The sequence below is a fragment of the Candidatus Protochlamydia amoebophila UWE25 genome (assembly GCF_000011565.2).
Taxonomy (GTDB): domain Bacteria; phylum Chlamydiota; class Chlamydiia; order Chlamydiales; family Parachlamydiaceae; genus Protochlamydia; species Protochlamydia amoebophila.
Map to the genome: position 1 here is coordinate 42,074 of NC_005861.2, position 26,744 is coordinate 68,817.

Below are 26,744 nucleotides of genomic sequence, written 5' to 3' on the forward strand. Positions count from 1 at the left end.
TAATATAATTTTAATTAATATAATGAAAGCATTATAAAAAGATTTACATTCTGTTGCAAGTTTTCATTAAGTTTGGGGAGAAAACTTAAAAATTAATTTAAATACCAAAAACAGTGAAAAATGCCCTTCAAGAAAAATATTAAAGAATTCATTTTCTCTCTATAATCATTACTTTGCTAAAAATTTTGCTAAGCATGAAAAATGAATAAATAAAAAGAGAATCGGAATGAAGGAGCTTTACAAAATTACCTTGAAGAATGATCTAACATTGGAACAAGCCTGGGAAATTTTGGAAGAAAATGCTTTCGAATTAGCCTATGGGGAAGAAGAAGAGAGTAGGGGAATTCTTTATCTTTATTTAAACTCTGTGAATGAGGTTTCCGCTTATTTTTGGATTAAAGAAATTGAAAAGGTACAATTACCTAAAATTGATTGGGAATCACAATGGGCTTTGTATGGTTTAGATTTTAAAAATGGGTCGGTCCACCTTTCTTTTGACAAATTTGGAAGGAAAGCTGAGCCCATTTTACTCAAACCTGGCCCGGGTTTTGGAGATTTATCTCATCCAACGACTTTACTTGTTTTAGAACTGATGAGTCAATATTTAACAACACAAAGTGTCATCGATATTGGAAGTGGAAGTGGTGTTTTGACTTTAGCTGCCCTTGCTCTAGGTGCTTCGTTTGCATATGGAGTGGACATCGATCCAGCAGCCATTGGACACGCTCAAGAAAATGCTAAGTTTAATCAAATGGAATCTCAATGTATTTTTATGCTACCAGAAGAATTTCAATTTCATTCTATTACAGTTCCTTTGATTGTGATGAATATGATTTTTTCTGAACAAAAAATTGCCTGGAATGCCCTTTCCTCTTTGCATCGCTTACCGGGTTTACGTCTAATTTCCGGAATACGTCAAGAGGAGCGAGACGTCTACTTTGAGCAAACAAAAAACTGGGGGTGGAGATTAAAGGAAGAAAAAGAAAAAGAGGGATGGCTAGGCTTTGTTTTTGAGTGTTAAATTAAAGAAGTGGTAAACTTCGATTTTAATTTAAGGCATTTTAAAAGATTTTTAAGTTCTTTTTGCTGTTTATCCTGAAATAGCACTTTCTTTGTGGAAACGTCGGAATAAATATCATAAATATAGTACCTTCATCTCATTTTAAACTTTTTAAAATGGCAATGGCAATATTCTCATTTGCCTAGATCTCCCTGATGAATAGTTGAAGAAAACTAGTCTGTTTTTCTTGATATCTTATAAAGATAATTTTTTTTAAAAAAATAGCCACAAATTTTCACTGTTGCGATAAATAAGGATAACAAGAGCTTTATCTATTTAAAAATGGCTCAATGTTTTTATATTGATATTATTTTTTATGGGCAGCAATTGAATGAGATTTTTGGTAAATAAAAAAAGCAGGGTCTTATTGTAATAAATAAAAGATATTGATATAGTTTTTATTAACTAGTAAGGTGGTTATATGCTCTTAACAAGCACTTTCTTAAATTTTTCAGTGAATCAACCAAAATTTTTATCTGATTTTGTTAACAGATCGAAAGACTATTTCAAGTTTGATTTAGCTAACCGTGTGAAGCAAATTGCAAAAGAGATTTTTTCAAAATTTTCTGAGACAATACAAAAAAATAATAATAACAATCAACGTTCCAATCAAAATAGCGTCAAAGGAATTTCGATGCTTTTTTGCGTAACAATAATTTTATTACTTTTTAATTCTTTTTTTCGCCGCTCAGACTCTTCATTTCCTCTACCTACTCCAAAGATGAGATGTGACGATAATCTACCTAGTGGAAAAATTAATAAGCGCAGAGCGGCACAGATTTAGATTAAACCCAATAGTTTAAGGATGGCTATTACTCCTACGGGCACGCCTAAAATCCAAAGAAGTGCCATTCTTCCTAATCCCATATCTATTCTCCTGTTTAAAAGTTTTATCCAAATGATTCATGGGTCACATTTCTTGTCATGAACACTTTTTATATTATATAATTGTTATTTATTATATTTAAATTAAAAATAGATTTAAGAGTTATTTCTTTTTTATTTGATAGAATAAAAATAGATTTACATCATTCAAAGTATTTGATCGGCAACTAGATAAGCCAAATAATTAGATTAAAAGCGATCGTTGGCTTTTAGTTTTTAGGTTCCGAAGAACAAGAAGAATTTTTTCCGCAAGGACAACTCTGATCTGAAGTTGATGATGAAGGATAATCCGTAATATAAAATCCTGTCCCTTTAAAATGAAGTCCTACTCCTCCTCCAGGCTGTCTTTGAAAATTATTTTGTCGACAAGAGGGACAAATTTTTAAAGGCTCTTCGCTAATTTTTTGAAAAACTTCTTCTTGATAGCCACAGCTTGTACAGCAATAATCGTAATGGGGCATAATAACCTTTGACTGAATAGTCCTGTTGCTAAATTGATTAAGTTTATACTTAGTTTTAAACTTCAGAGTTTATCTAAAGCATTTAGATCACGAAGTGATTAGCTTTCTTTATTCTTTCGGTAATCTCTGAAGGATTTTTTTAACAAGAATATTTAAAATCCATCCCTTTGTATCTCAAAGGGATGGATTATTTAAATGGGTGAGAAGCTTACATCATTCCCATGCCGCCCATACCACCCATGCCACCCATTCCCATACCACCCATGCCATCCATGCCTGGCATGCCAGCAGGTTGAGATTTAGGTTGGGGTTTATCAGTAATCATTGCAGCTGTTGTAAGTAAAAGTCCTGCAATAGAAGCTGCATTGATTAGCGCGCTTTTGGTGACTAAAACAGGATCTATTACTCCTGCTTTTAACAAATCTTTAAATTCGTCGGTTAAACCATCATATCCATAAGAACCTGTTGCTTCATAAATCTTTTCAGCAATCAAATTTCCTTGTTTCCCACAGTTATTAGCAATAGCTATTGCTGGCGCAAAAGCGGCTTGCTTAATAATGGTTACGCCTATCGCTTCATCGCCTGTAAGTTGCAATTTTTCAAGGGATTTAACAGCGCGAAGAAGAGCGACTCCGCCACCCGGAACGATTCCTTGCGCAACAGCTGCCCGTGTGGCATGTAATGCGTCTTCCACACGCGCTTTCTTTTCTTTTAATTCTGTTTCAGTCGCTGCTCCGACATTAACAACTGCAACACCGCCGACCATTTTTGCTAGTCGTTCCTCTAATTTTTCTTTGTCATATTTAGAAGTACTTGCATTCGCAAGTTCAGCTTTAATTTGAGCAAGGCGGCTTTTCACCTCATTTGATTGTCCAGCTCCATCGATAATCGTTGTTTCTTCTTTTGAAACCTTAATAGTCTTTGCTCTTCCAAGAACTTCTGGTCCTACTTCATCCAATTTTAGACCTACTTCTTCTGAAACGACTTTTCCTCCTGTCAAAATGGCAATATCTTGCAACATAGCTTTACGTCGATCCCCAAAACCTGGTGCTTTTACTGCACAAACAGTCATCCCTGCTTTTAGTTTATTGACGACAAGAGTTGCAAGAGCTTCTCCATCAATATCTTCGGCAATAATGAGCAAAGGGCGTGCTCCTTTTTCCATAATTTTTTCTAAGACAGGAATAATATCTTTAGCTGCGGATAATTTTTTGTCTGTGATTAGAATATCTGCGTTTGAGAGCTCAACACTCATTTGTTCTGCATTGGTGATAAAGTAAGGGGAAACGTATCCTTTATCAAATTGCATGCCTTCTACATAATCTACATGTGTTTCAATTCCTTTTGCTTCAGCAACAGTGATGATTCCATCTTTACCCACTCTTTCCATTGCTTCTCCAATAATACGGCCGATCTCGCCATCATTATTAGCAGAAATTGTGGCAATCTGTCTAACTTCTTGGGCTGTATTTACTGGCGTAGAAAGGTGATCTAGAGAGCGAGTTATTGTTTCAACAGCTTGATCTATTCCCCTTTTTAAACTCATTGGGTTTGCACCGGCTGCCACGTTTTTGACACCAGCAGAATAAATGGCTTCAGCTAAAACAATGGCTGTTGTTGTTCCATCTCCTGCTACATCAGATGTTTTAGCAGCAACTTGATTAACTAATTGAGCACCCATGTTTTCAAATTTGTCTTTGAGAACAACTTCTTTGGCGACTGTGACACCATCTTTAGTAGAAAGAGGAGAGCCAAATCCTTTGTTGATGACAACGTTGCGCCCTTTTGGGCCTAAAGTGACTTTAACGGCTTTAGCAAGCGTTTTTACACCTTTTAAGATTGATTTTAAGGCTTCTTCGTTAAATTGTAATAATTTTGCCATAAACGGGTCCTTGCATTAAAAAGATTAAGATAAAATTCCTAGAATATCGTTTTCGGATAAGATTAAATAATCTTCATCATTATCTTTAACCTCTGTACCAGCGTAGGCTCCAAAAAGAATGCGATCACCAACTTTAACAGAAATAGGTTCAAGTTGTCCGCTTTCACTCATTTTACCAGGACCTGCGGCAATGACATGTCCTTCTCTTGGTTTTTCTTGCGCTGAATCAGGAAGAAGAATGCCGCCTTTTGAAGTAGCAGCTTTTGCTCGTTGAACTACAACGCGATCTCCCAAAGGTTTAATTTTAGTCTTAGTTGTCATGTCTATTCTCCTGTTATTTTCATCTGTTTTATTGACTCTGAAAAAAAGCATTTTAGGATTGAAAACGATTTATGTCAAGGAGCTGAAATAAAATTTTAGCAGTTACTTGTTGTAATTGCTAGTTTTGCTAAATGGAAGGGTTCAATAGAGGAGGTAAGAAGCTCTTTTATTCACAAATAAGGCCCGTTCTTTTTCATGAAGAGAGCGTAATTTCCAAAGAATATATTGCTCTTCTTTAATGATTCTAAACACTTCTGCCGTTCCATTGACTTTATTAAACATGTCTTGTCTATGAGAAGATTGATTTAATGCAGCTTGAAACTCTTTGGGATATAAACTTTTTAACATGCCAATAAGCAAATATTGGGTAGAGACAGGTAAATATTTTTTGGGGTTAGTTAAGATTATTAAAACACCCTGACAATTTTGATGAGCAAAGCGACCAAAAAAAGGGCGATAGTAAAAGGGGTGAAAACGGACGCCTGGAAATTTTTGTTCATTAAGTTTTTTTGCAAATTTTTCTGCATTAATCCACGGAGCCCCAACAACTTTAAAAGGTAGAGTGTAGCCTACACCAATATTAACAAGTTGAAGTTCTCCAAGCAACCCAGTGATAGGATAATAAAGAGAAGTTTCTGCTTCGGGAATATGAGGGCTAGTTGGGATCCAGATGAGTCCTGTCTCATTAAATGTCATCTCTCTTTTCCACCCTTTCATGGGAATAACTTTGAGTAAACAGTTAATTTTATATTCTCCATTAAAATAAGAGGCTAATTCTCCGATTGTCAGTCCGTGACAATAAGGAATATTAACGTACCCCACAAACGAACGCCATTTTTCTTCTAGTAAGGGCCCATCAATTGTTAAGCCATTAATGGGATTCGGTCTATCGAGAACAATGACTGGAATTTTGAGTTTAGCTGCTTCTTCCATCACATAAAATAGGGTAGAAATGTAGGTGTATGAACGCGAACCGATGTCTTGAATATCATAAATTAAAACATCGAGATTTTTTAAAGACTCTTGTGTTGGCCGTCTTGTAGATCCATGTAAACTGTAAATAGGAATCTCTGTTTCACAAGAATCTTTAACGATTTCATCTGCATATTGAATTCCTTGTAAACCATGCTCTGGAGCAAACAGAGCTTGCAGTTTAAATTCAAAAAAAGAAGCATTTTTTTTTAAACAATTGATGGTTGTCTCACCCTCATGATTGATTGCGGTATGATTTGTGACTAATCCTATACGTTTACCTTTGATTAATTCTACGTAAGAAGAATCAAACAGAGAATCAATACCTACTGTAACTTGTGTAAATCCAACGGTTGGAATTACAATAAATATAAAAAAAAGGAATAAAGTTCGTAGGATTTGCATAAGTAAACAATCTATTGATTAAAAAACTCAAAATTATAGCAAATCTCAAGAATAAACATACAAATTTGAATATCTAACACTTGCCATTTTAAATTCTCAATTTCTTGACATTTGTTGGTTGCATACACCATTTTCACTACAAATTTTCAGGTAATGGGTTAAGAAGTACATTGGAAATAATTCAGTATACGAAACGCTTTTTTTAAAGAGATAAGTTTGTTATAAAGAGCGCTTGGTTTTGCGTTGCAAAAGGATCAATTAATCCTCTATCAAACCTGGGTTAGAACATGAAAAAGTCTTCTTTGATTGAAAATGCCTTATTTCAAATTCATTCAGTCAAAGGAAAAAAACTTTCATTACAAGAAAGGCAAGATCTGGCGATTTCGTTAGCAGCTAAAATGTTAAAAGAGGCGCAATATATTCAAACAAAAGTTGAAAAAAGGCAACAAGCAGAACTTGCTGGAATGATGAACGATTCCGTTGGTAAGATTTTTACAACCGTCTTAACAGACCAGTGTTTTAGAAGTCTTCAAAATAGTAGAGTGGCTGATCAGCTTGCGCAAGTCATTCACAAATATGGAATCCCCATCTACTTATCGGATAAAAAACGACTAGCCTTAAAAGCTTTTAGCCTAGTTGGTAAAATTCTCTCTTCTTTAGCAGTTCCTATTACTATTCGACTGATTCAGAAAGAAACAAGGCATATTATTTTACCAGGAGAGCCTCAAGCGTTTGCTAAACACATGAAAAAGAGGTGTCAAGAGGGAGTAAGAATTAATCTTAATCATCTAGGTGAAGCAATTTTAGGAGAAGATGAAGCCAGGCGTCGTTTGCAAATTTATCTGGATGATTTAGCAAATCCTTTGATCGAGTATATTTCTATTAAAATTTCTACTATTTATAGCCAAATCCATTTACTGGCTTGGGAAGAAACGTTAGAAATTTTATCTGAAAGACTTCGCTTATTGTATCGAGCAGCAATTAAAAATAAATATAGACGAGCAACGGGTGAAGTCATATCGAAATTTGTTAATTTAGATATGGAAGAATATCGAGACTTAAACCTAACAGTCGCACTTTTTAAAAAAGTTTTAGATGAGCCTGAGTTTTTTCAATATCAAGGCGGAATTGTTTTGCAAAGCTATTTACCCGATTCCTTTTTAATTCAACAAGAGCTAACGCAGTGGGCGATGCAAAGAGTTAATCGGATGGGAGCTCCTATCAAAATCCGCCTTGTAAAAGGTGCTAATTTAGCGATGGAGCAATTTGAATCCGCTGTTCGTTTATGGCCACAGGCTCCTTACACAACTAAAGCAGATGTAGATGCAAATTATAAACGAATGGTCACGTATGGATGCGAGTTTCAACGTGCTCAGGCAGCTCATTTAGGGATTGCTAGTCATAATTTATTTGATATCGCTTATGCTTTATTACTCCGTTCTGAAAATCACGTTGAAAAAGAAGTCTGCTTTGAAATGCTGGAGGGAATGGCTGATCATATTCGACGAGTTGTTCAAACTTTAGCAGATGACATGCTTCTTTACTGCCCAACTGCCACTAAAGAAGAATTTCAAAGCGCCGTTGCTTATCTTGTCAGACGTTTAGATGAAAATACAGCTCCTGAAAACTTCTTACGACATGCTTTTGATTTAAGGCCTGGCACTGATGATTGGAATAATCAAGTTCATTTGTTTAAACAAGCTTGTCAAAATTACGAACAAGTTTCCGATCAACCTAGGCGTTTACAAAATAGATTGCATAAAGATCGTTTGCTCAATCAACGAAAATGTTTCCAAAATGTGGCAGATACTGACTGGTCATTATCTCACAATCGCCAATGGGCGAAAATAATTATTGATCAATGGAAAAATAAAAAACATCCAGATGTTCCTTTAGTCATTAATGGCTTCCACTATACTTCAGAAAATCGCTGGGGAATTGGAGAAGATCCCTCTTTTCCTGGAAAAATTTTGTATCGCTATGCGTTAGCTTCCAAAGAACAAGTTGATGAAGCTTTAGACGCTGCCCAAAATGCTTATTTAAAATGGTCTGCGACAACTTCTCAAGAACGGGCCAATTTATTAATAAAAATAGCGCAAGGTTTAGAGCTGCATCGTGCTGATTTGATTGGAGCTATGATTGCTGATACGGCTAAAACATTGATTGAAGCAGATATAGAAGTTTCCGAAGCGATCGATTTTGCTAATTATTATCGCTTCAATTTATTAGAATGGATGTATTTGGAAGATGTCAAGTGGAGTGCTAAAGGTGTTGTTGTCATTGCTCCTCCTTGGAATTTTCCATGTTCGATAGCGGCTGGCGGTATTTTAGCAGCATTAGTTACTGGCAATACGGTAATTTTAAAACCTGCTTTTGAGTCTGTTTTAGTTTGTTGGCATTTAGCTCAAATTTTTTGGGAGGCGGGAATTAGCCAGCAAGTGTTACAATTTGTTGTTTGCGAAGATGAACCTGTGGGAAGCGCCTTAATTCAAGATTCTCGAGTGAATGCAGTTGTCTTAACTGGTGCGACAGAAACTGCAAAACTTTTTTTACGCTTAAGGGCAGATTTGGATTTAATGGCCGAAACGGGTGGTAAAAACACAATGATTATAACCTCTATGGCTGATCGTGATTTAGCGATTAAAGATTTGGTTCAATCGGCGTTTAGTCATGCAGGACAAAAATGTAGCGCATGTAGTTTGGCTATTGTAGAAGCAGAGACTTATGATAATCTTCACTTTCGTCAGCAATTAAAAGATTCTGTAGAAAGTTTATCAATCGGTTCCCCGTGGAAATTAAAATCTAAAGTTAATCCTTTAATTCGTGAAGCTAACCCCAATCTGTTACGTGGTTTAACGCAGTTAGAGGAAGGGGAAGAATGGCTTGTACAACCTAAGCAAGATCCTCAAAATCCTTATCTGTGGAGTCCGGGAATTAAGCTTGGTGTAAAACCAGGGAATTTTACCTATAATACAGAGTTATTTGGACCTGTTTTGGGGCTTGTAAGAGCAGAAAATTTCGATGAAGCCTTACACATGATGAATCAAACAGGCTACGGTTTAACAGCAGGTATTCATACCCTAGATGAAAGAGAGCAGAAGCAATGGTTTCAAAAAATAGAGGCAGGGAATTGTTATATTAATAGGACTATGACAGGAGCTATTGTTGAAAGACAACCATTTGGAGGGTGTAAAGAAAGCAGTTTTGGAAAAGGATCGAAAGCTGGAGGTCCTAATTATCTAGTGCAGTTTATGCAAACTTCTCAAAAAAACTTACCTACAGAGCAAAAAGAGTTAAAAGAAATGCCTCTGGCATTTCTAAAAAATGTTCAGAGACTAAAGTATTTGAGTTCCGAAGAATATGAAATTTTTAGTTTAAGTATGAAAAATTATGCTTTCTATTATGATTTATATTTTTCTCGATCTCATGATCCTAGTTTAGTTAGAGGGCAAGATAATTTACAAACTTATCGCCCGCATAATCAAATTTCGGTTAGGGTACAATCACCTGATCGTTTAGTAGACTTATTACGTTTGATAGCAGCCTCTATTATTTGTTCTACCCCTTTAATGTTGAGTACAGATAATCAAGAGACTTACCAAAAATTCCAGTCTTTACGTTTACCTCCTTTCATTTCTTTTAAATTGGAGGCTGAATCGACCTTTATCGAAAGATTAGAGCGAGGTGAGATCAAAAGAATGCGTGTGTTAAGCCCTTTCTCTAAATCTTTAGAAAATACTTTAGCGAATGCAGCTTGTCATTTAAATAGAGGGGAAGTAATGGCCAATGGACGATTAGAACTTCTTCATTTTTTAAGAGAAGTAAGTTTAAGTTTTGATTATCACAGGTATGGAAACCTTGCCGAGCGAGAAAAAGAATATAGACATCCATTACCCGGTCATAAAGGAAAAACCTGTTTACCTTGTGGAGCTTGTTGTTGTGATGGATAATTTATTTAATTTAAATAAAGAGCAAAAAGATGCTGTGACAACCTTAGAAGGTCCAGTATTAGTATTAGCGGGGGCGGGATCTGGAAAAACGCGTGTTGTTACCTCTAGAATTGTTAATTTGATAGAAAACGGAATTTCTCCTTCTAATATTTTAGGAGTAACATTTACAAACAAAGCCGCTCAAGAAATGAGAGAACGCGTTTGTAAGTTGACTCAACATCATGTTCTCATTTGTACATTTCATAGTTTAGGAGCAAAAATTTTACGGGAAAGCATTCATGTATTGGGATATCAACGTGATTTTACAATTTATGACGAAGAAGATGTTAATAAATTAGTCAAAGCCTGTTTAATGGAACTGAATTGGCAAGACAAAAAAGTAGATGCCAAGCCTTTTCGCCAAATGATCTCTCAAGCGAAAAATATGTTGCAACAACCTAATCCACACTATGATAAAGAGGTAACTTCCGATTTTGATGAAGCCTTTCCTCATGTCTATGCACTTTATCAAAAAAAGCTTCAAGAGTATCAAGCAGTTGACTTTGATGATCTCCTTTTTTTAACAGCTAAAATTTGGCGTGAATATCCCTCTGTTCTTAATTATTACCAAGATCGCTGGCCCTTTGTTTTAATTGATGAATATCAAGATACTAATGCTGTTCAATATACCATGACGACCTTGCTTGTAGAAAAAAGACGTAATCTATTCGTTGTCGGTGATCCTGATCAATCTATTTACTCTTGGAGAGGAGCAAATGTTCAGAATATTTTAAATTTTGAGCGAGATTATCCAGGTGCTAAAGTTATCCAATTAGAGCAAAACTATCGTAGCCGTACCAATATTTTAAATGCTGCTAACGCTTTAATCAGTCATAATACGAATCGTTTTGAGAAAGAATTATGGAGTGAACTGGGTGCTGGTGAGAAAGTTAAACTCTTTATTGGAGATGATGATCGAGCTGAAGCTGAATTTGTGGCTTCGCAGATTTCTTATCATCACAAAGAACATCAGATCTCACTCAGTGAAATGGTAATTTTTTATCGAACGAATGCCCAATCAAGGGTTTTTGAAGACTACTTGCTTTATCGTGGAATACCCTATGTCATTGTGGGGGGGATCTCTTTTTATCAAAGGCGTGAAATTAAAGATATTTTGGCATTTTTGCGTTTTGCGCAATCTGGTGCAGATTTTGTAGCCTTTGCTCGAACAATTAATTTACCTAAAAGAGGCCTAGGAGAAACGACAATTGAAAAAATTCGGCAGAGCGCTAATGAAGAAAGAATGACGATTTACGCTTTTTGCGAGGCATTATTAAAAAATACTCCCATGAAATCTATTGTTCGATTAACAGCCAAGCAGAGAGAAGGTTTAACTGAGTATTTAGCAATTGTCCAAGAACTACGTACTTTAAGTAAAGCTGGGTCTGTACGAGAACTTGTTTTAGCAGCGATTGAAAAAACAAAATATTTGAACTATTTGATGGAAGATAAAGAGTCCTACGAAGACCGTAGAGAGAACTTGGATGAATTGATTACTAAAGCTGTTGAATGGGAAATTTCTGCGACAGATCCTTCATTAGAGGCCTTTTTAGAAGAACTTTCTCTAAAATCAAGTTTAGATGAAGCTAATCAAGCTGTCGAACGTTTAAGTTTGATGACTATCCACAATGGCAAAGGTCTTGAATTTACTACTACATTTTTAGTTGGGCTAGAAGAAGATTTATTTCCTCATGTGAATTCTAAAAATAACCGTGAAGATGTGGAAGAAGAACGGCGTCTTTGTTATGTGGGTATTACAAGAGCAAAAGAATATCTTTACTTGAGCTTCTGTCATACCAGGTATTTATGGGGAAATCTTCGCTTTCAAAGGCCAAGTCGATTTCTTAAAGAGCTGCCCTCAGAATATCTAGAAAAATGTCAACAATCCCAAATAATTTCTAAGCATGCTTTACAAAATCAGCAAAAAGAACGTGTTACGTATGTGGAAAAACCGCTTCCTAGCGGCGAAATTTTTGCTCCCAGCGATACAATTTTTCATAAAGATTTTGGAATTGGGCAAATCAAGGAGGCTTATGAAGGCTCGATGGGGTTAACATATAAAATTTTTTTTACAAAAGACAATAGTGTCAAAACTCTCGTGGCAAAATATGCCGTTTTAAACAGAGTATAACTATTAAGCTGTTACAAACAGAGGAATTATTGTTAGGGGAATGGAGTTAAAAACAAAACAGCTTATTTTGAGGCAATTTACAATTGATCTCCACATTTTTGCCTATTTGATGGCAGATCCAGAGTTATGCAGTTTTCGCTGAGTGGCCCTATAGCAAAAGAAAAGGCTCAAGTTTATTTGCAAAAGCGAATACTCGATCATTATACTCAATATGGATATGGTCTATATGCCGTTGAGAAAAAAAAGATTGTCAATTTGGCGGATTTGTGGGGTTAATTAACCAATCCATTGAACAAGAACAATTAATAGAACTAAGGTATCGCTTTCACCCTAATTATTGGGGCAGAGGATTGGCAACAGAAGCCGTATTGGCTGTGTGCCAATATGCATTTGATCAATTAGGAATTAAAAAATTAATCTCAATTATTGATCCTCAAAACTTTCGTAGCCTTGGAGTTGCTAAGCGAGCGGGATGGCTTTTTGGAAAGAAACAATCTTTCATGGACTACCTATGCATATTTATAGCATGGCTAGTCGATGTTAGTTCAACATCGACTAGCCATTAAAATGCTTATCGGTTGTAATAAAGGTTATTGCTGATAAAAGTTATCTGAGGGATTGGTGTATTGATTGGTTCGTGAGTCAAAATTTTGTGTCGTACTGTATGGGTAAGCTGATTGGTCTGAGTAACCTTTATTTGAAGGCTGTGCACAATAATTGTTCCCATCTTCTTGAGGCGCTCTTTTATAATATCCTTCTCGATAAGTAGGAGCTGTGCAATTACTATTTTTTTCATATTGAGGGTGATATGTTGAACGATCAGTCGCATCATAGCCTATTCCACGTAGACCTGGATGCCTTTGATCATAGGCATCCGATTGTGTTTCTCCATTATAAAAAGCTTGCTTATCATAACGCCAGTTTTCTTTGTAATCCCAATTTCCTAAGTTTAAATTTTTCTCATAAAGGGTTTTATCTTCATTCCGATCTGCAAAAGCAATTTCTTCTCGCTCATAACGTGGAATGTTTTGCGGCGCTGAAGAAGCATTAGAATTTTGTGGGTTAGGGACAATCGTGGAAGGTAAAGAATTCCCGTAAAGGGAAGTGATCGTTACTAAGGTTAGTTGTAAACCAACATAAAAAATTTTCTTAGAAAAATAAGCGATGTGCATAAAACCCCCAAATGATCATGTTTATAAAAACTTTTTTTTGCCTACTAAATATGAATATGTCAAATAAAAATTTTACAGTGTAGTAATTTCTCTTCATTTAAAAAATAATGTAATGAACTACATCGTGGAAAACTACCCATTAGCCTTACAAACTTTTCTCGGTTTTGTACTTTTTTCAAGATTATTTAATATGTGCATGGGGTTAAGAAAACTATGACGTAAATTAAATTGTAACTAGTTAAAACTAGGGAAAAGCCTTTTTATGGCTAAACAAATAATCAAACTTATCTCGCTTTAATATAATTAATAAGACCTGATACTGATTAATTTTGGCAGACCTTGGCAAAATTTCCTAGATTTGAAACTTGGCGTACAGGTTCTAAAACTTTAGAATAAACAGGGTAGAAAACATTTTTAGATCATTGCTTTTAAACGGTTGTTTTGATTCTTTCCTGTTAGCACTTTTTTATATTCAAATATCGCTTTCTAAGCATTTATAATTATTTTTATAATTTTAAAAGTATATTTCATAAACTTAATTTTTTGAACAAGAGAAATACAAAGGAGCTGAATGCTTTTTCTTTGAGTTGTGGATTAATAACTCAACTAGTGATAAAGTTTATTTTTGTTGATATATGAAAATGTTTTAAATTAAATAATAAAATAAATTTTTTAAAAAATAACATATATGCAAGTTTAATAAAAATAATTCATTAAAATATAGTTCCATTTTATAAAAATAATTATAAAATGGTGGAGTAATACATATGAACTTTTCAGAGTTTCCTTTTAGGCAAAATTATTCTTCTAATCCACCACGACGACCTTATTCAAATCCTAATAGCATGGAACAAATAAAATCTCATTACGGAATAGAATGGGATTATCCTGAGCCGAATATTAAAATTTACACCATGTATTATGGGCGAGAAGTTTGTAAAAATAATCAAGGTGCAACTTCCATAGATCCTGTCGCTGCAAAACTTTATAGCACCGTAAAGAAAGTTTACGAATTTTTTGAGGATGTTTTTGGATTAAGAGGAATTGAGGGTCAAGGTACTATTACTGATCTTTACATCAATTGGCAAGAAAAGAATGCTTTGTGGAGTTGCCCTACTTTAAATATCAATGAGATAAGTTGGTTTAATTTTAATGATAACTTTGCAGTAACAGAAGAAGTTGTTGCTCATGAATACTTTCACGCCGTTATTTACAACAAACTTAATTATCAGGGACAATCAGGTGCATTGAATGAATCGTTAGCAGATGTATTTGGAATCGCTTTTAAACACTGGTTGATCGATGAAAAAAATTTACAAAGTTCTAAAACATGGTGGATTGGAAGCCTTCGCGATTTATCTATTCCATCTAAAATACCCCGAAATTACAAAGTAAACCTTAATGAACATAATTTTCCTATATATGTAAAAGAAAATGATTATGGCTATGTACATAATAATAGCTGTATTCCAAGTTATGCTTTTTATCTAGCAAACCAATTAGAAGGTGGTAGAACATGGGGGATCATTGCTCAAATTTGGTTTAAAGCTGCTCAGGACACGACACTAAAAAGCGATGAAACTTTTGCATCATTTGCTCACAGAACTATAAGGAAAGCTAGTGAATTTGGTATGTCACGTATAATTTTTCAAGCCTGGTCAGCTGTAGGTGTTTTATTCACACCACAAATACCAATGATGAGTTCGTAAGTTTTAAAATATTTAATTTCAAATTCGTATAATTGAGCATTATTTTTATTAAAATAAGAATTCCATTAGTAGATATGTAACACCAATACAAGAAAAAAATTAAGTGAATCATTTTACATAAAATAAACTCATTTAAAAGCTCCATAAATTTTATTTATATTCACAGAAAATATTAGCTGAGGAAAGCTAAGGTTGCAATATATGCTGGATTCCAAATTGTTTTTTCATTGATGTGAAATTGTGAAAAATAAGCAGAGACGGCTTCCCCATCTTCAATATCAATCTCATTCATTTTATTTGCCTTGACTTGCTCACAAAGTTCAGCAAGTTGCTCATAAATGGATTGACGCGATTCAAACTCAATTTTATTTAAAAGAGAGTCGATAGTGATAAATTGCGAATCATTGGAGTTTAAATTTAGGTTATAAAAGGCCCGTAATTTTTCAATATGAGATGTACTGAGTTGTGATTTAACTGCGTTCATCCAAAATGAACTAGCCATTAAAATGTTTGTTTGCTGTTCAAATGTTGAGGTTTTCCTTAAAATACGTTCTTTAGCTATTTGAATATTTTGCTCGGATAAGCACGCCATCCTTTCATAAAGCATAGAATTTGTTTCAATCGGTAATTCTAAAGCCTCTTTTAAATGAATTTGATAGCACAGATGAACCTCGATAGGATCGGTCATTCTTTGGGAAGCAGATGTTTTTTGCGCAATCTTAAATAGTTTATTTAATCTGGCTGAACCAATAATCAATGTTTTTAATTCCTCAGGGCTTAAATTTTGACTCTGGCATAATCGCATATGAAGCATCAGCTCATTTACACTTGTTGCCATACGATCTCCACATGTACTTGTCGCATCGGCCAAAATTTGATAAGCCACTTGCAAATAATCTAAATTATTTTCGTTTGCCATCCAATCAAGAAAAGAAGAAATTTTTTCTTTAGCGGCTTGTGGATTGGAGGTATAAAAAGGAGTGCTTTTTACCCTTGAAAACCAATTTAAGAGATTGTTTTTGGCTGTTTGAGGTAAATTAGACAGTAATTTGGTTTGGCAATTTTTATTACACCATTCTTTTAAGATTGATTCAAAGTTTAGAAAAATTTGATTAGTCTGATTATTATGAAAGCTAGGGGTATAAATTGATACATGAAATCTTGGCCCTTGATAGTTTGATTGGCTTGTCCTTCGATTTAATTGATCAAGTATTTCTCGACTTAAAGGATTGGCTTCTAAATAAATTTCGCATTCAGATGATAGATGGAAAAGGCATTCAGGAATAGTCTCAAAATTATTTCCAGTAAGGTTAAGATTTCGAAGGTTTGTTAAGTTTGTAAATGTTTCAGGTAATGTTTGAAGTTGATTGTAGTTAAGATGAAGTTCAGTAAGATTGATTAAGTTTGAAAATGTTTCAGGCAATATTTGAATTTGATTATTATACAAATAAAGACATTGAAGTTTTGTTAGGTTTCCGAAAGACTCTGGAAGTGAATGAAATTGATTATTTGCAAGGTTTAGGTAGTTAATTTGATTTAAATTTCCAAAAGAATTAGGCAATGTTTGAAGATTGTTATTATTCAAATCAAGCGTTTGAAGATTGACCAGATTTGTAAGCGACCCAGGTAACGATTGAAGCTGGTTATAGGCAATGTGAAGATCTCTAAGTTGAGTTAAATTTCCAAAAGAATGGGGTAGGACTTGCAGTTGATTATTGCTCAGGTTTAGGACGTGGAGCCGATTTAAATTTCCAAAAGAGTCAGGTAACGTTCGAAGATTGTTATTATTCAGATCAAGCGTTTGAAGATTGATCAGATTTGTAAACAATTCGGGTAGCGATTGAAGTTGATTATAAGCAATTTGAAGTTTTTTAAGTTGAGTCAATTTTCCAAAGGAAGTAGGGAGCAATTCGAGTTTGTTATTGTTAAGATAAAGTTTAGTAAGGTTTGTTAGATTTCCAAAAAATTGAGGTAATATTTGAAGTTGGTTATTTGCCAGATTGAGTTTGTTAAGTTGGTTTAAATTTCCAAAAGAAGTAGGGAGCAATTCGAGTTTATTATTGTATAAATAAAGAAATTGAAGATTTGTTAGGTTTCCGAAAGAATCTGGCAGTGTCTGAAGTTGATTATTTATAAGATTTAGGAAGAAAAGATTTATTAAATTTCCAAAAGAACTAGGCAATAATTGAATGTTCTTTTCTGTTAGGCTGATCATACTAGTATCATGAATTTCAAAAAATCTACAAAATTGTGCTAGTGCGTCATCTAATAATATAGGTTCGGATCTCGGGATAATCTGATCCATAAGTTCACTGCAAAAGCTAGGTGTTGGACTGGATACCTGAAATTTAGGTCCCTGATAATTTGTTTGATTCACTCTTTGATTTAATTGATCAAGTATTTCTTGGCTTAAAGGATTTTCTTTTAAATTAATATCACAGGCGGATGGTAAACGGAAAAGGCAATCTGGAATCTCGCTGAACTGATTATTACAAAGATTAAGAGACCGAAGATTCGTTAAGTTTTCGAAAGAATTGGGTAGGGTTTGAAGTTGGTTATTTGTAAGATCTAGATGGTTAAGTTGATTTAAATTTCCAAAAGAACTAGGCAATATGTGAAGGTTCTTTTCTGCTAGGCTGATAATCCTTGTGTTGTAAATTTCAAAGATTTTGCAAAATTGTGCTAATTCGCTATCCAAGGTCGTTAGATAAGCATTCGTTTTCATTAAAGAACTGGATGATAATGGGGGAATTAAATTTGTACTTGGTAAAGATACATCAGATCTTGGACGTATGATAACATTCTTAGAAATGACACTTTTTTTTTGATCCCATACAATCTTTTTCCATTGAGATCGAAGCTGATTTTTATCGAAACAGTCAAATATTAAATGTAACAAAGTTTGAAAAATTGTTTTGCATAATAAATTAATCCGGCTAGAAAATTTTAAAGCTTTATTGGATTGTTGGTAATCATGATTGTCTGAAAAGGCTATGAGAGTAGTAGGATTAAGGTTGTGATTAACTTTATTCAAAATTTCCATCCAAATTAGTTGTATGATTTATAAATTACTTATTTAAAAAACAAAACAATACACATGCGAAATTTTTACAAATTAATTTGTAATTAAAAATTAATCGTTTAAAATATAAAAAGTAACAAATTTAAGACGTTCTCTCTGTGTATCCAAGACCCTTATAGCTTCGTTAGAGTTGTTGTGATAAAAAAGAGATTTTCTAGCAAACATGCATAATAGCTGCTACTTGCATTCAAATATTTGAAATAAGATTTTAAAGATAGGTTTTTTTATGCAAAAAATATTTTTAAAAGTTCACAAAAGTCAAAACAGGAAAAGAAAATAGGCAAATAAGAACAAGTAAAACTTCACAGCTTTTTACCTTATAGTCTTTTGCTTAAGAAACTTGTATTTTTCTTTCCATCCCATCAATTGTAGGGGGATATAAATAACCTCTTTTGTTTTTGATTTAGCAACCTAATCTTAAATGACTCTCTGTATTGACCAGATGGCGGGTTATTTCTTCTAACACCTTTGACAAGTCATCATATTGATCTGGGCTTAAATAAATGCCTTCGATACATAGCGCGGTAATCCTCCAAAATTAACGCGCACGCAGGCATTTTAGCTAATCCAATCTTTTGAAAGCTGAGCTGCTTTTAGAATCCTAGCTTTCGTTCAATTTCAAGATATGCAAAAGCTATTGAACGCGGAAATATTAAAAAAATTGCTTTAATAAATTTTGATTGTTATTATTTAAAGTATTTAAATAGAGGAAGCTACTATGGGTCCTGGGAATACGTCTATATTACACATTACCGTTCCTGCTTGGGCAGCTGCTGGATACATTTATGGTAAAGTTGCAAATACTTCTCCAAAAATGTGTGCCCTCATTTTTGCTGTTTCTAAAATTGCTGATGTGTCGCTTTCAATATGTCATGCTCTTTTTAGTTATAAAACAGGTTTTTGCGCGAGAGTTTCTATTAATCGTGCTTATGCAGTTACAAGTTTGATTGTAAATACAATCACTATTATTGCCATGTATCGTTTAAAACTTATTGCTCAAACTGGTGTTGCTATATTTGCAGGATTATCTGTTTTATATTCTATAATTAACTATAACTTTCGTTGAAAAATCGGTACTGAATTCGTTAACCATAAACAGGGCTAAAGTCATTAGGCTTTTCTGTTTGCTCTTGTATCCATTTTAAAACTTGTTGTGAGTAAAGTTGAAATAATAGAGGAAGTATTTAACGAAATTATTTTGTAAATCACCTGCAGTATTACGCTGCGACTAAATTCAGACGTCAAGTTTTGCATATAAATTAGTTAAAATAGATTTGTATTTTTTTTAAATTTTTTACTCAGATACATGCTTTAAAGAAGCGGAAACAATTGTTTTCTTTATTAGCATTAGAGATAACCATTGTTTCTAGATTGCATATTCGATTGACATATTTTAATTTTTTAATCGCCATAATTCCTTTAAGAATAGCTTTACCCACAAACATATCTAGCGCATATTTTCCAGTCGTATAAAACCAATTAATTATCCTTTCTAAGGTTTAATGAAAACAACGTTTCCAAAAATCTAGACTATCCAACTCAATAAAGTTTGCTTATATGTAAAGTCAAAAATTATTGCTCTCGAATAGGGACAAATTTAATTTAGTTGGTGATTAGCTATTTACTAGGTGGCTAATCTTTTAATAAGTAGATTCTAATTGTTTATTCGATTAGTCCTGATAAGAAAAAAGCTCCCCATAAGTGAGGCTTTTCTCGTTTTTGCTTAATGCCCACTAGCATAGCTTTTTGCAAAGCTTGCGCTTTGTTTAATTTTTTCGTTTCTATGCCCAAAAGATGTCGATAAAATGTGTCAACCATCTGAAGCGTCAGATCGCTATCCGGTAGTTGCCAATAAGTTGCGACCGTTGACAAAGCACCTGCGGCAAGAAAAGACCAGATGGGACCAACGCTTCCTTCTCCGTGAAGCTTGCCTCTACCAGAGAAACAAGCACTCATAAAAACCAGTTCTGTACGAAGAGTCAGCGACGCAATTTCTTGTGCATGGAGATATCCTTGAATATGCTCTTCATCCGGAGCAAGCTTAAAAAGCCCTTCAAAAACGGAATGAGGATCGAGTTTTTCTTCTGGCTTTGCGCCTGTTGACCCATGACAGGCAAGATGAATCCAACGCGCATCCACCATCCCTTCTAAAACACGCTGGGCTGTGGCATTTTCTTGTAAAAGGGTTCTTTTCGGAGTTGTTGCAAGGAGAGGAGCAACAATTGCTTGAGCTTCTTTTTCCGCCAATGGTAATGCGTCTTTTGAATGGGGTGTTGTAGGGTTACCAATGACGAGAGAATTTTCTGAAAAATTTTTAGGAATTTCATCCAATAATTTGAGTATTCCCATAGAAGGGGCAATGGAGATGGGATGTTTTTCTATGAAATATTTTCCCCCTTTATCTAAAAAAGCAGCGAAGGGAATTTGAGCAAGAAATCCGTCAGGAATAATCGTCACGACCTGCTGAGGATCTTTGGGGAGATAGGATTCAAGTGGAGCAATGAGGGTTTCATACCAAAGAGAAAGGCGTTCTTTAAAAGATTGCAAAACAGCAGAGTTTGTACTCTCATCTGGATCTCCTCGGGTTAGCTCATCTAGAAAAGTATACGTAGCGGAACTACGCGTTTTTTTCGGACGAATAAAAGGTCTTCTTTTAGCAACTGTTGGCTCAACAATAAAAGGAAACTTTTTGAAAACCTGTGTTGATTCTTGGACCTCTTCTGTTAAAATTCCAATAGGAAGCTGCTGGCAGATGATTTCGCCCTGCGGAGGAATAATCCAAGCAGTGATACAGTCTGTGCTTTTGGAAGCAAAAGAATAAACGATCAAGCAAGTGTTCAACTTGTGGGCAAGAGCTTGCATTTCTTGGACTGTGAGTCCTGAAGAGATTAAAGAGTCATCCTTTTGAAATTTAAATTTTTCTGTCAGAGCGGAGATCAAGGCATGTGAACGTCTAAAATCTGTGATTTGCAAGGCGTCATCAGTTTTACCTTGTTTTAGAAAAAGTCTCTCCAAGCTTAAAAATGTCCCCGCTTGCTCTTCAAAAAAAGTAATCTGCCACTGGTTGTGTCTTTTAAGCTCTTGATGCAATACAGCATAAACAGCAATACTTTTGCGATAATTCTCCTCTGCTAACTTAAGATCAAATTTTTTATATAATTCGGCTAAGTTATGGTATCCCATCGCTTCGTTAAGGCGATCTTCAGACTGTTGAGATAAACAAATACATTCTTCAATCCAGTCTATTGCCTTTTTTGTATTTCCCATAGCATCATAGCATAGACCTAAGCCATAAAAGCTGTCTTTTTTTACTTTTGGATTATCAATCGTATTGGCTTTTTTATACAGCTCAAGTGCCTTAGGAAATCTACCGAGGAAAAAAAAAGCATGTCCCAAATTTACTAAAATTTTAGCTTGTATTAGGGCCTCTTCTGCTACTTCTAATGCTTTTCTATAATATTTTATGCCTTCAAGATAATTTTTATCATGGCAATATGCATTACCAAGATTACTATATGCTATTTCTAAAAACTGTGGAAAAAAAATTGATTTCTCATTAATCTCTAAAGCTTGCTTTTGATAATCAATTTCTCTTGGATAATCTCCAATAGTACCATAAATGCTTCCAACAGCTATTAACGCATTAAATTTATGCTCAAGTGCTTCTAAATTCTCTTCTTGAATTGATGGATGCTGAATTAGCTCTAAGATTTTTTCAGCCTGGGAAATAGCTTTTTTATATCGGCCAAAATCATTAAAAAAGCCAACCAAGTTTTCATGAATTCTTATTGCGAGAAACAAGTCGCTTTGGGGAAGAAATTCAAGTGCCTTGTAATAAGCCTGTTTAGCTTCCTTGTACTGCTGGGCATTAGCATAAGCGCGACCGATCCCGGTGTAAATCCAGGCTTTTTCAGCATTATTTTCTGTCAAACTCAATGCAGCTTGAGAACATGAAAACGCCTCATCATTTTTATTGATGTCAAGATAAGCGCCTGCAAGATCAGTAAGAATTTGACTTTTACTTTTAAGATCTTGTAGCGTTTCGGCAATAGTTTGAGCTTTACTATAAAAAGGAAGTGCGCAATCATCTTGTCCTTGCTTCACGTGAAGGGAGCCTATATATTTTGAATAAATGGATATTTTATAAGAATCGCCTAATGCTTCCGCTATTCTCAGGGCTTCTTCGCTATAAGAAATAGCTTTTTGATATTGCCTAAGCAGTTGATTCCAGATTGAAAGTTGTTTATTAATCTGCATGATTGGAGCAAGCCTTTCTTCCTTCATTTCTGAAAGTCCCTGTCCTAAAAGTTTTAAAAAAACTTCTGCATGGAAAATGGCGCGAGGGAAATCTCCTTGGTCGCTGCAAACTTTCATCATGATTTCTATAATCCTTAAAGTCATTTCTCCGCATTTATGAATGACAGATTTTTGTTCCTCAATTTTTTTTGCATCAGCTTCAGGTAAGGGCTCAAAAAGCCTTAAAACGGCCTTCTCTAAATTTTTTGGAATAAAACGACTAATTCTCTTATCGCTAGCCAATTGATCAAAACTGTCTTTCCAGCGCTCCATCTTACTTAGAATGGCGTTTTTATTTTGAATAAGGAGGTTAGCACAGTGATTGCCAAATTCGAGATAGGGGAGCAACCACAAGTGCTCTAAGATCCCTTGATAGATCGTGCAAATATCTTGTATAAAATTAATTTCATTGGATTCTAATTTTACTTCTATGATTTCACTAACGATTGCTTCAAGTTGAATGAGGTGTTGAGCTTGATTGTGCTGAATATCATAATAAAATGTTTCCCAATCAAAGAGAAGCGTTACCTCTTGTCCTATCAAATTTTGTACTTCTTCGATCTCTAATTTTAGCATGCGACATAAACATTCACGCTTGGCACCAATATCTGTCAATTTGTTTACCTTTTCGATAACCAATTTTGCACTGAGAATGATATTCTCTTTGGAATTGGATTTTGTTTTATATACCTCAATTAAGCCTTTTACATAATCTAATAGGGATATTGTAGGAAGAAGAGGATAGTGAAGTTCGTAGGGAGTGCTAAATTTAACTGAATCTACATGCATAGCTCAATTCCTTAAAAAAATATTGAAAATATTTTTATTTTGTTGAGAGAAATAGTCAAGTTTTAATTTGACTAACAGTTTTTAATTATTTATTCATGTAGTCCCGATAAGAAAAAAGCTCCCCATAGATGAGGCTTTTCTCGTTTTTGCTCAATGGCCAACAGCATGGCTTTTTGCAAGGCTTGGGCCTTATTGAGTTTTTCCACTTCTATGCCTAAAAGATGGCGATAAAATATGTCGACCATCTGAAGGGTTAAATCACTATCCGGCAGACGCCAATAAGTTGCGATTGTTGACAAAGCGCCTGCGGCAAGAAAGGACCAGACGGGACCAACGCTTCCTTCTCTGTGAAGCTTGCCTCTACCAGAGAAACAAGCACTCATAAAAACCAGCTCTGTACGAAGAGTCAGCGACGCAATTTCTTGCGCATGGAGATAGCCATTAGAATTCTCTTGTTCGGGAGCTAGCTTAAAAAGCCCTTCAAAAACGGAATGGGAATCGATTTTTTCTTCGGGTTTTGTGCCTGTCGATCCATGACAGGCAAAATGAATCCAACGCGCATTTAACATCCCCTCTAAAACGCGCTGCGCAGTAGCGCTGTCTTGTAAAAGAATTTTTTCCGGAGTTGTTTTAAGCAGAGGAGCGACAATCGTTTGAGCTTCTTTTTCCGCCAATGGTAATGAGTCTTTTGATTGAGGTGTTGTAGGATTACCAATCACGAGAGAGCTTTTTGAGAAATCTTTAGGAATTTCGTCTAATAATTTGAGTATTCCTATGGAAGGAGCAATGGAAATGGGATGCTTTTCAATCAAATAGGTTCCCTCTTTATCTAAAAAAGCAGCGAAGGGAATTTGAGCGAGAAATCCGTCGGGAATAATGGTGACGACTTGCTGGGGATCTTTGGGGAGATAGGATTCAAGCGGAGCAATGAGAGCTTCATACCACAGAGAAAGGCGTTCTTTAAAAGATTGCAAAACAGCAGGGTTTGTACTCTCATTGGAATCCCCTCGGGTTAGCTCATCTAAAAAAGCATACGTAAGCGAACTACGAGTTCTTTGTTGACGAAGAAAAGGTCTTCTTTTAGCAACCGTTGGTTCAACAATAAAAGGAAACGTTTGAAAAACGTAAGTTGTTTCTTTAATCTCTTCTGTCAAATTGCCAAGAGATAGTTGTTGGCAGATTATTTCCCCTTGAGAAGGAATAACCCAAACAATGATATTGTCCCTATTCTCGAAAGAAAACGAATAAAGGATAAAGCACGTATTCATCTTATGGGCAAAAGCTTGCATTTCTTGGGCTGTGACTCCAGAAGACAATGAATCGTTCTTTTGAAATTGAAATTTTTTTGTAAGGGCGGAAACCAAAGCACGCGAGCGTCTAAAATCTGCGAGCTGTAAAGCCTCTTCGTTTTTAGCCTGTTCTAATAAAAGGCTCTCCAGGCTTAAAAGGGAGATTGCCTGCTCTTCAAAAAAGGTAATCTGCCAGTGACTATAATTTTTAAATTCTTGATGTAATAAAGCATAAATATCGATACTTTTTCGAAAATTCTTTTCTGCTAGCTTAACATCAGATTTTCTATATAATGTTCCTAAGTTTTGATAGCCTGCTCCTTCGCCGCGACGATTTTCTGATTGTTGAGATAAACAAATAAAATTTTTAAAGGTTTGAATTGCCTTTTTTTCGTTTCCTATAGCAGCATAGCATAGACCTAAGCCATTGAGGCGGCTTGCTTTTACTGTTAGACTATCGCTTATTTCATTAGCTCTTTTATACTGTTCAATTGCCTTAGGATACATACCGCATTTATAAAAAATATTTCCCAAATTTGTTAAAATCTTAGCTCGTGTAATGGGCCCTTTTGCTATTTTTAATGCTTTGATATAGTATTCTATGCTTTCAGAATACTTTTTCACATGACTATATGCACTGCCGAGATTGCTATATGCTATTTCCAAGATACCCAGGAAGGAGGGATTTAATTTCTTAGAGATTTTTAAAGCTTGCGTAAGATAATCAATTTCCGTTTCATAATCTCCTATAGTACCATAGAAATTTCCAATATCTGTTAATCCGTGGAATTTACTATCCAATGCTTCCAAGGTATCTAATTGAACTGACGGATGTTTTGTTAGCTCTAACGTTTTTTCAGCATGAAAAATAGCTGCTTCATATCGTCCCCAATCATTAAAAAATGCAGTTAAATCCCCATGGATTTTTATTGCAAGAAGAAGGTCTTCTTGTGGAAGGAACTTAAGCGCCTTTTGATAGGATTCTTTAGCTGACTGGTAACGTTGGGCATGAGCCTGGGCGCGACCTATCTTCGTGTATATCAAGGCTTTTTCAGACTTATTTTCTGTTAAATTTAATGCATCTTGATAGCACCGAATTGCATCTACATTTTTATTGAGGGAAAGATAAGCTTCCGCAAGATTAGCAAGAATCTGGCTTTCACTTTTAGAGTCTTTTAAAATTTGTGTTGCAGATCTAGCTTCTGTAAAAAAAGAAAGGGCGAGCTCGCCTTGTCCTTGCTTGAAGTAAAGGAAGCCTAAGTCCTTTGAATAAATAAATACTTTATAAGTATCGCCTGACTCTCGCGCTATTTTCAATGCTTCTGTGCTATAAAAAATAGTCCTTTCATACTGCCCAAGAAGTTGATTCCAGATTGAAAGTTTTTCATTAATCAGCATGATTGAAATAAGCAAATTTTTGTTTTGGAGCATTTTCGGAAGTTTTTTTCTTAGAATTTTTAAAAGAGTTTCTGCATAGAGGATAGCCCGATAAAAATCCTTTTCGTCGCTATAAATTTTTGCCATGATTGCTAAAAAGTCTGAAGTTATTTGCTTGCTTTTGTTAATGACAGATTTTTGTCTATCTATGTCTTTTGCAACGGCTTCAGGTAAGCGTTGGAAAAGCCTTAAAACAGCCTTTTCTAAATTTTTTGGAATAAACGATTCAATTTTCTCCTCGTTAGCCAATTGATCAAGGCCATCTTTCCATCGTTCCATATGGCTTAGAATGAAATTTTTATTTTGGGCAAGTAGATTAAAGCAGTAATTGTTAGATTCAAAATAGGGAAGTAACCACAGGTGCTCTAGGATGTCTTGATAGATCATGCAGATAGGAAATAGAAAATTAAGTTCATTTAAGCTTAACTTTGATGCGATAATCTCACTGGTGATTTCTTCAAGTTGAATTAACTGTTGAGCTTGATCATGCTGAATATCATACAAAAACGTTCTAAGATCGAAAAGGGGCTTCGCTTCTTCTACTATCAAATTTTGTATCTCCTCCCTCTCTATTTTTAGCAGACGACATAAGCATTCGCGCTTAATACTAATATCTTCTAATTGACTGATCTCTTCAAGGAGCCATTTGGCACTAAGGATTATATTTTCTTCGGTAGTAAATTTTGTGTTATAGGCTTCAATCAATCTTTTGACATGATCTGAAGGAGATATTTCTGAAATTTGGAAAGAAAGTAAATTGAACCAAGTATTGGATTCAAGAGACCCTACATTCATAGCTCAAATTCTTAGATTGATAAATTAGTAAAACTATTTTTATAAAAAAATAAACAAACTATAAATAAC

General features: G+C 34.8%; 15 protein-coding genes. 7 read left to right on the forward strand and 8 right to left on the reverse strand.

Annotation, left to right across the window (positions count from 1 at the left end):
- Window positions 1–226: 226 nt before the first annotated feature.
- Entirely contained in the window at window positions 227–1,021 is a 795-nt protein-coding gene (locus PC_RS00135; protein ID WP_011174577.1) for a 50S ribosomal protein L11 methyltransferase, read from the forward strand.
- 1,133 nt (window positions 1,022–2,154) lie between these two features.
- On the opposite strand, the gene PC_RS00145 is transcribed toward PC_RS00135, so the two are convergent.
- The 4 genes from PC_RS00145 to PC_RS00160 all read right to left on the reverse strand — a co-directional run bounded on the left by PC_RS00145 (window position 2,155) and on the right by PC_RS00160 (window position 5,986).
- Window positions 2,155–2,406, reverse strand: a complete 252-nt coding sequence (locus tag PC_RS00145) for an FmdB family zinc ribbon protein (RefSeq protein WP_011174579.1) — start codon at window positions 2,404–2,406, stop codon at window positions 2,155–2,157.
- A 208-nt stretch (window positions 2,407–2,614) separates the two neighbouring features.
- Complete coding sequence (gene groL / locus PC_RS00150; protein WP_011174580.1) at window positions 2,615–4,288, reverse strand: chaperonin GroEL; 1,674 nt, start codon at window positions 4,286–4,288, stop codon at window positions 2,615–2,617.
- A gap of 24 nt (window positions 4,289–4,312) precedes the next feature.
- Window positions 4,313–4,609, reverse strand: coding sequence for a co-chaperone GroES (locus PC_RS00155; RefSeq protein ID WP_044044600.1), 297 nt, complete (start codon window positions 4,607–4,609; stop codon window positions 4,313–4,315).
- A gap of 141 nt (window positions 4,610–4,750) precedes the next feature.
- Window positions 4,751–5,986 carry an exo-beta-N-acetylmuramidase NamZ family protein gene (locus tag PC_RS00160; RefSeq protein ID WP_011174582.1) on the reverse strand — a complete coding sequence of 412 codons (1,236 nt, stop codon included), beginning with the start codon at window positions 5,984–5,986 and terminating at the stop codon, window positions 4,751–4,753.
- Between the two features lie 287 nt (window positions 5,987–6,273).
- On the opposite strand from PC_RS00160, the gene PC_RS00165 reads away from it, so the two are divergent.
- From PC_RS00165 to PC_RS09745, 4 genes are all read left to right on the forward strand, one after another.
- Complete coding sequence (locus PC_RS00165; protein WP_044044602.1) at window positions 6,274–9,936, forward strand: bifunctional proline dehydrogenase/L-glutamate gamma-semialdehyde dehydrogenase; 3,663 nt, start codon at window positions 6,274–6,276, stop codon at window positions 9,934–9,936.
- The gene (locus PC_RS00170; protein WP_044044603.1) at window positions 9,929–12,106 is read left to right on the forward strand and encodes an ATP-dependent helicase; all 2,178 of its coding nucleotides are present in this window, start codon (window positions 9,929–9,931) and stop codon (window positions 12,104–12,106) included. The genes PC_RS00165 and PC_RS00170 overlap by 8 nt, the downstream gene beginning before the upstream one ends.
- A 126-nt stretch (window positions 12,107–12,232) precedes the next feature.
- Window positions 12,233–12,382 (forward strand): hypothetical protein, encoded by a 150-nt coding sequence (locus tag PC_RS10770; RefSeq protein ID WP_181679005.1) that lies wholly within the window; start codon window positions 12,233–12,235, stop codon window positions 12,380–12,382.
- The gene (locus tag PC_RS09745) at window positions 12,373–12,672 is read left to right on the forward strand and encodes a GNAT family N-acetyltransferase (RefSeq protein WP_011174585.1); all 300 of its coding nucleotides are present in this window, start codon (window positions 12,373–12,375) and stop codon (window positions 12,670–12,672) included. Before PC_RS10770 ends, PC_RS09745 begins: the two co-directional genes overlap by 10 nt.
- A 24-nt stretch (window positions 12,673–12,696) precedes the next feature.
- Here the strand turns inward: PC_RS09745 and PC_RS00180 are convergent, their stop codons facing one another.
- A complete protein-coding gene (locus PC_RS00180; RefSeq protein WP_011174586.1) occupies window positions 12,697–13,278 on the reverse strand; it encodes a hypothetical protein in 582 nt (193 codons plus the stop codon).
- A gap of 767 nt (window positions 13,279–14,045) precedes the next feature.
- Here PC_RS00180 and PC_RS00185 point away from each other — a divergent pair.
- Window positions 14,046–14,987 carry a M4 family metallopeptidase gene (locus PC_RS00185; protein ID WP_011174587.1) on the forward strand — a complete coding sequence of 314 codons (942 nt, stop codon included), beginning with the start codon at window positions 14,046–14,048 and terminating at the stop codon, window positions 14,985–14,987.
- Between the two features lie 172 nt (window positions 14,988–15,159).
- Here PC_RS00185 and PC_RS00190 read toward each other — a convergent pair whose 3' ends face one another.
- Entirely contained in the window at window positions 15,160–18,021 is a 2,862-nt protein-coding gene (locus tag PC_RS00190; RefSeq protein ID WP_011174588.1) for a leucine-rich repeat domain-containing protein, read from the reverse strand.
- 766 nt (window positions 18,022–18,787) lie between these two features.
- Here PC_RS00190 and PC_RS00195 point away from each other — a divergent pair.
- Complete coding sequence (locus tag PC_RS00195; protein WP_011174589.1) at window positions 18,788–19,135, forward strand: hypothetical protein; 348 nt, start codon at window positions 18,788–18,790, stop codon at window positions 19,133–19,135.
- A 596-nt stretch (window positions 19,136–19,731) separates the two neighbouring features.
- On the opposite strand, the gene PC_RS00200 is transcribed toward PC_RS00195, so the two are convergent.
- Entirely contained in the window at window positions 19,732–23,154 is a 3,423-nt protein-coding gene (locus PC_RS00200; RefSeq protein ID WP_011174590.1) for a CHAT domain-containing protein, read from the reverse strand.
- 89 nt (window positions 23,155–23,243) lie between these two features.
- Window positions 23,244–26,675 (reverse strand): CHAT domain-containing tetratricopeptide repeat protein, encoded by a 3,432-nt coding sequence (locus tag PC_RS00205; protein ID WP_011174591.1) that lies wholly within the window; start codon window positions 26,673–26,675, stop codon window positions 23,244–23,246.
- Between the last annotated feature and the right edge of the window lie 69 nt (window positions 26,676–26,744).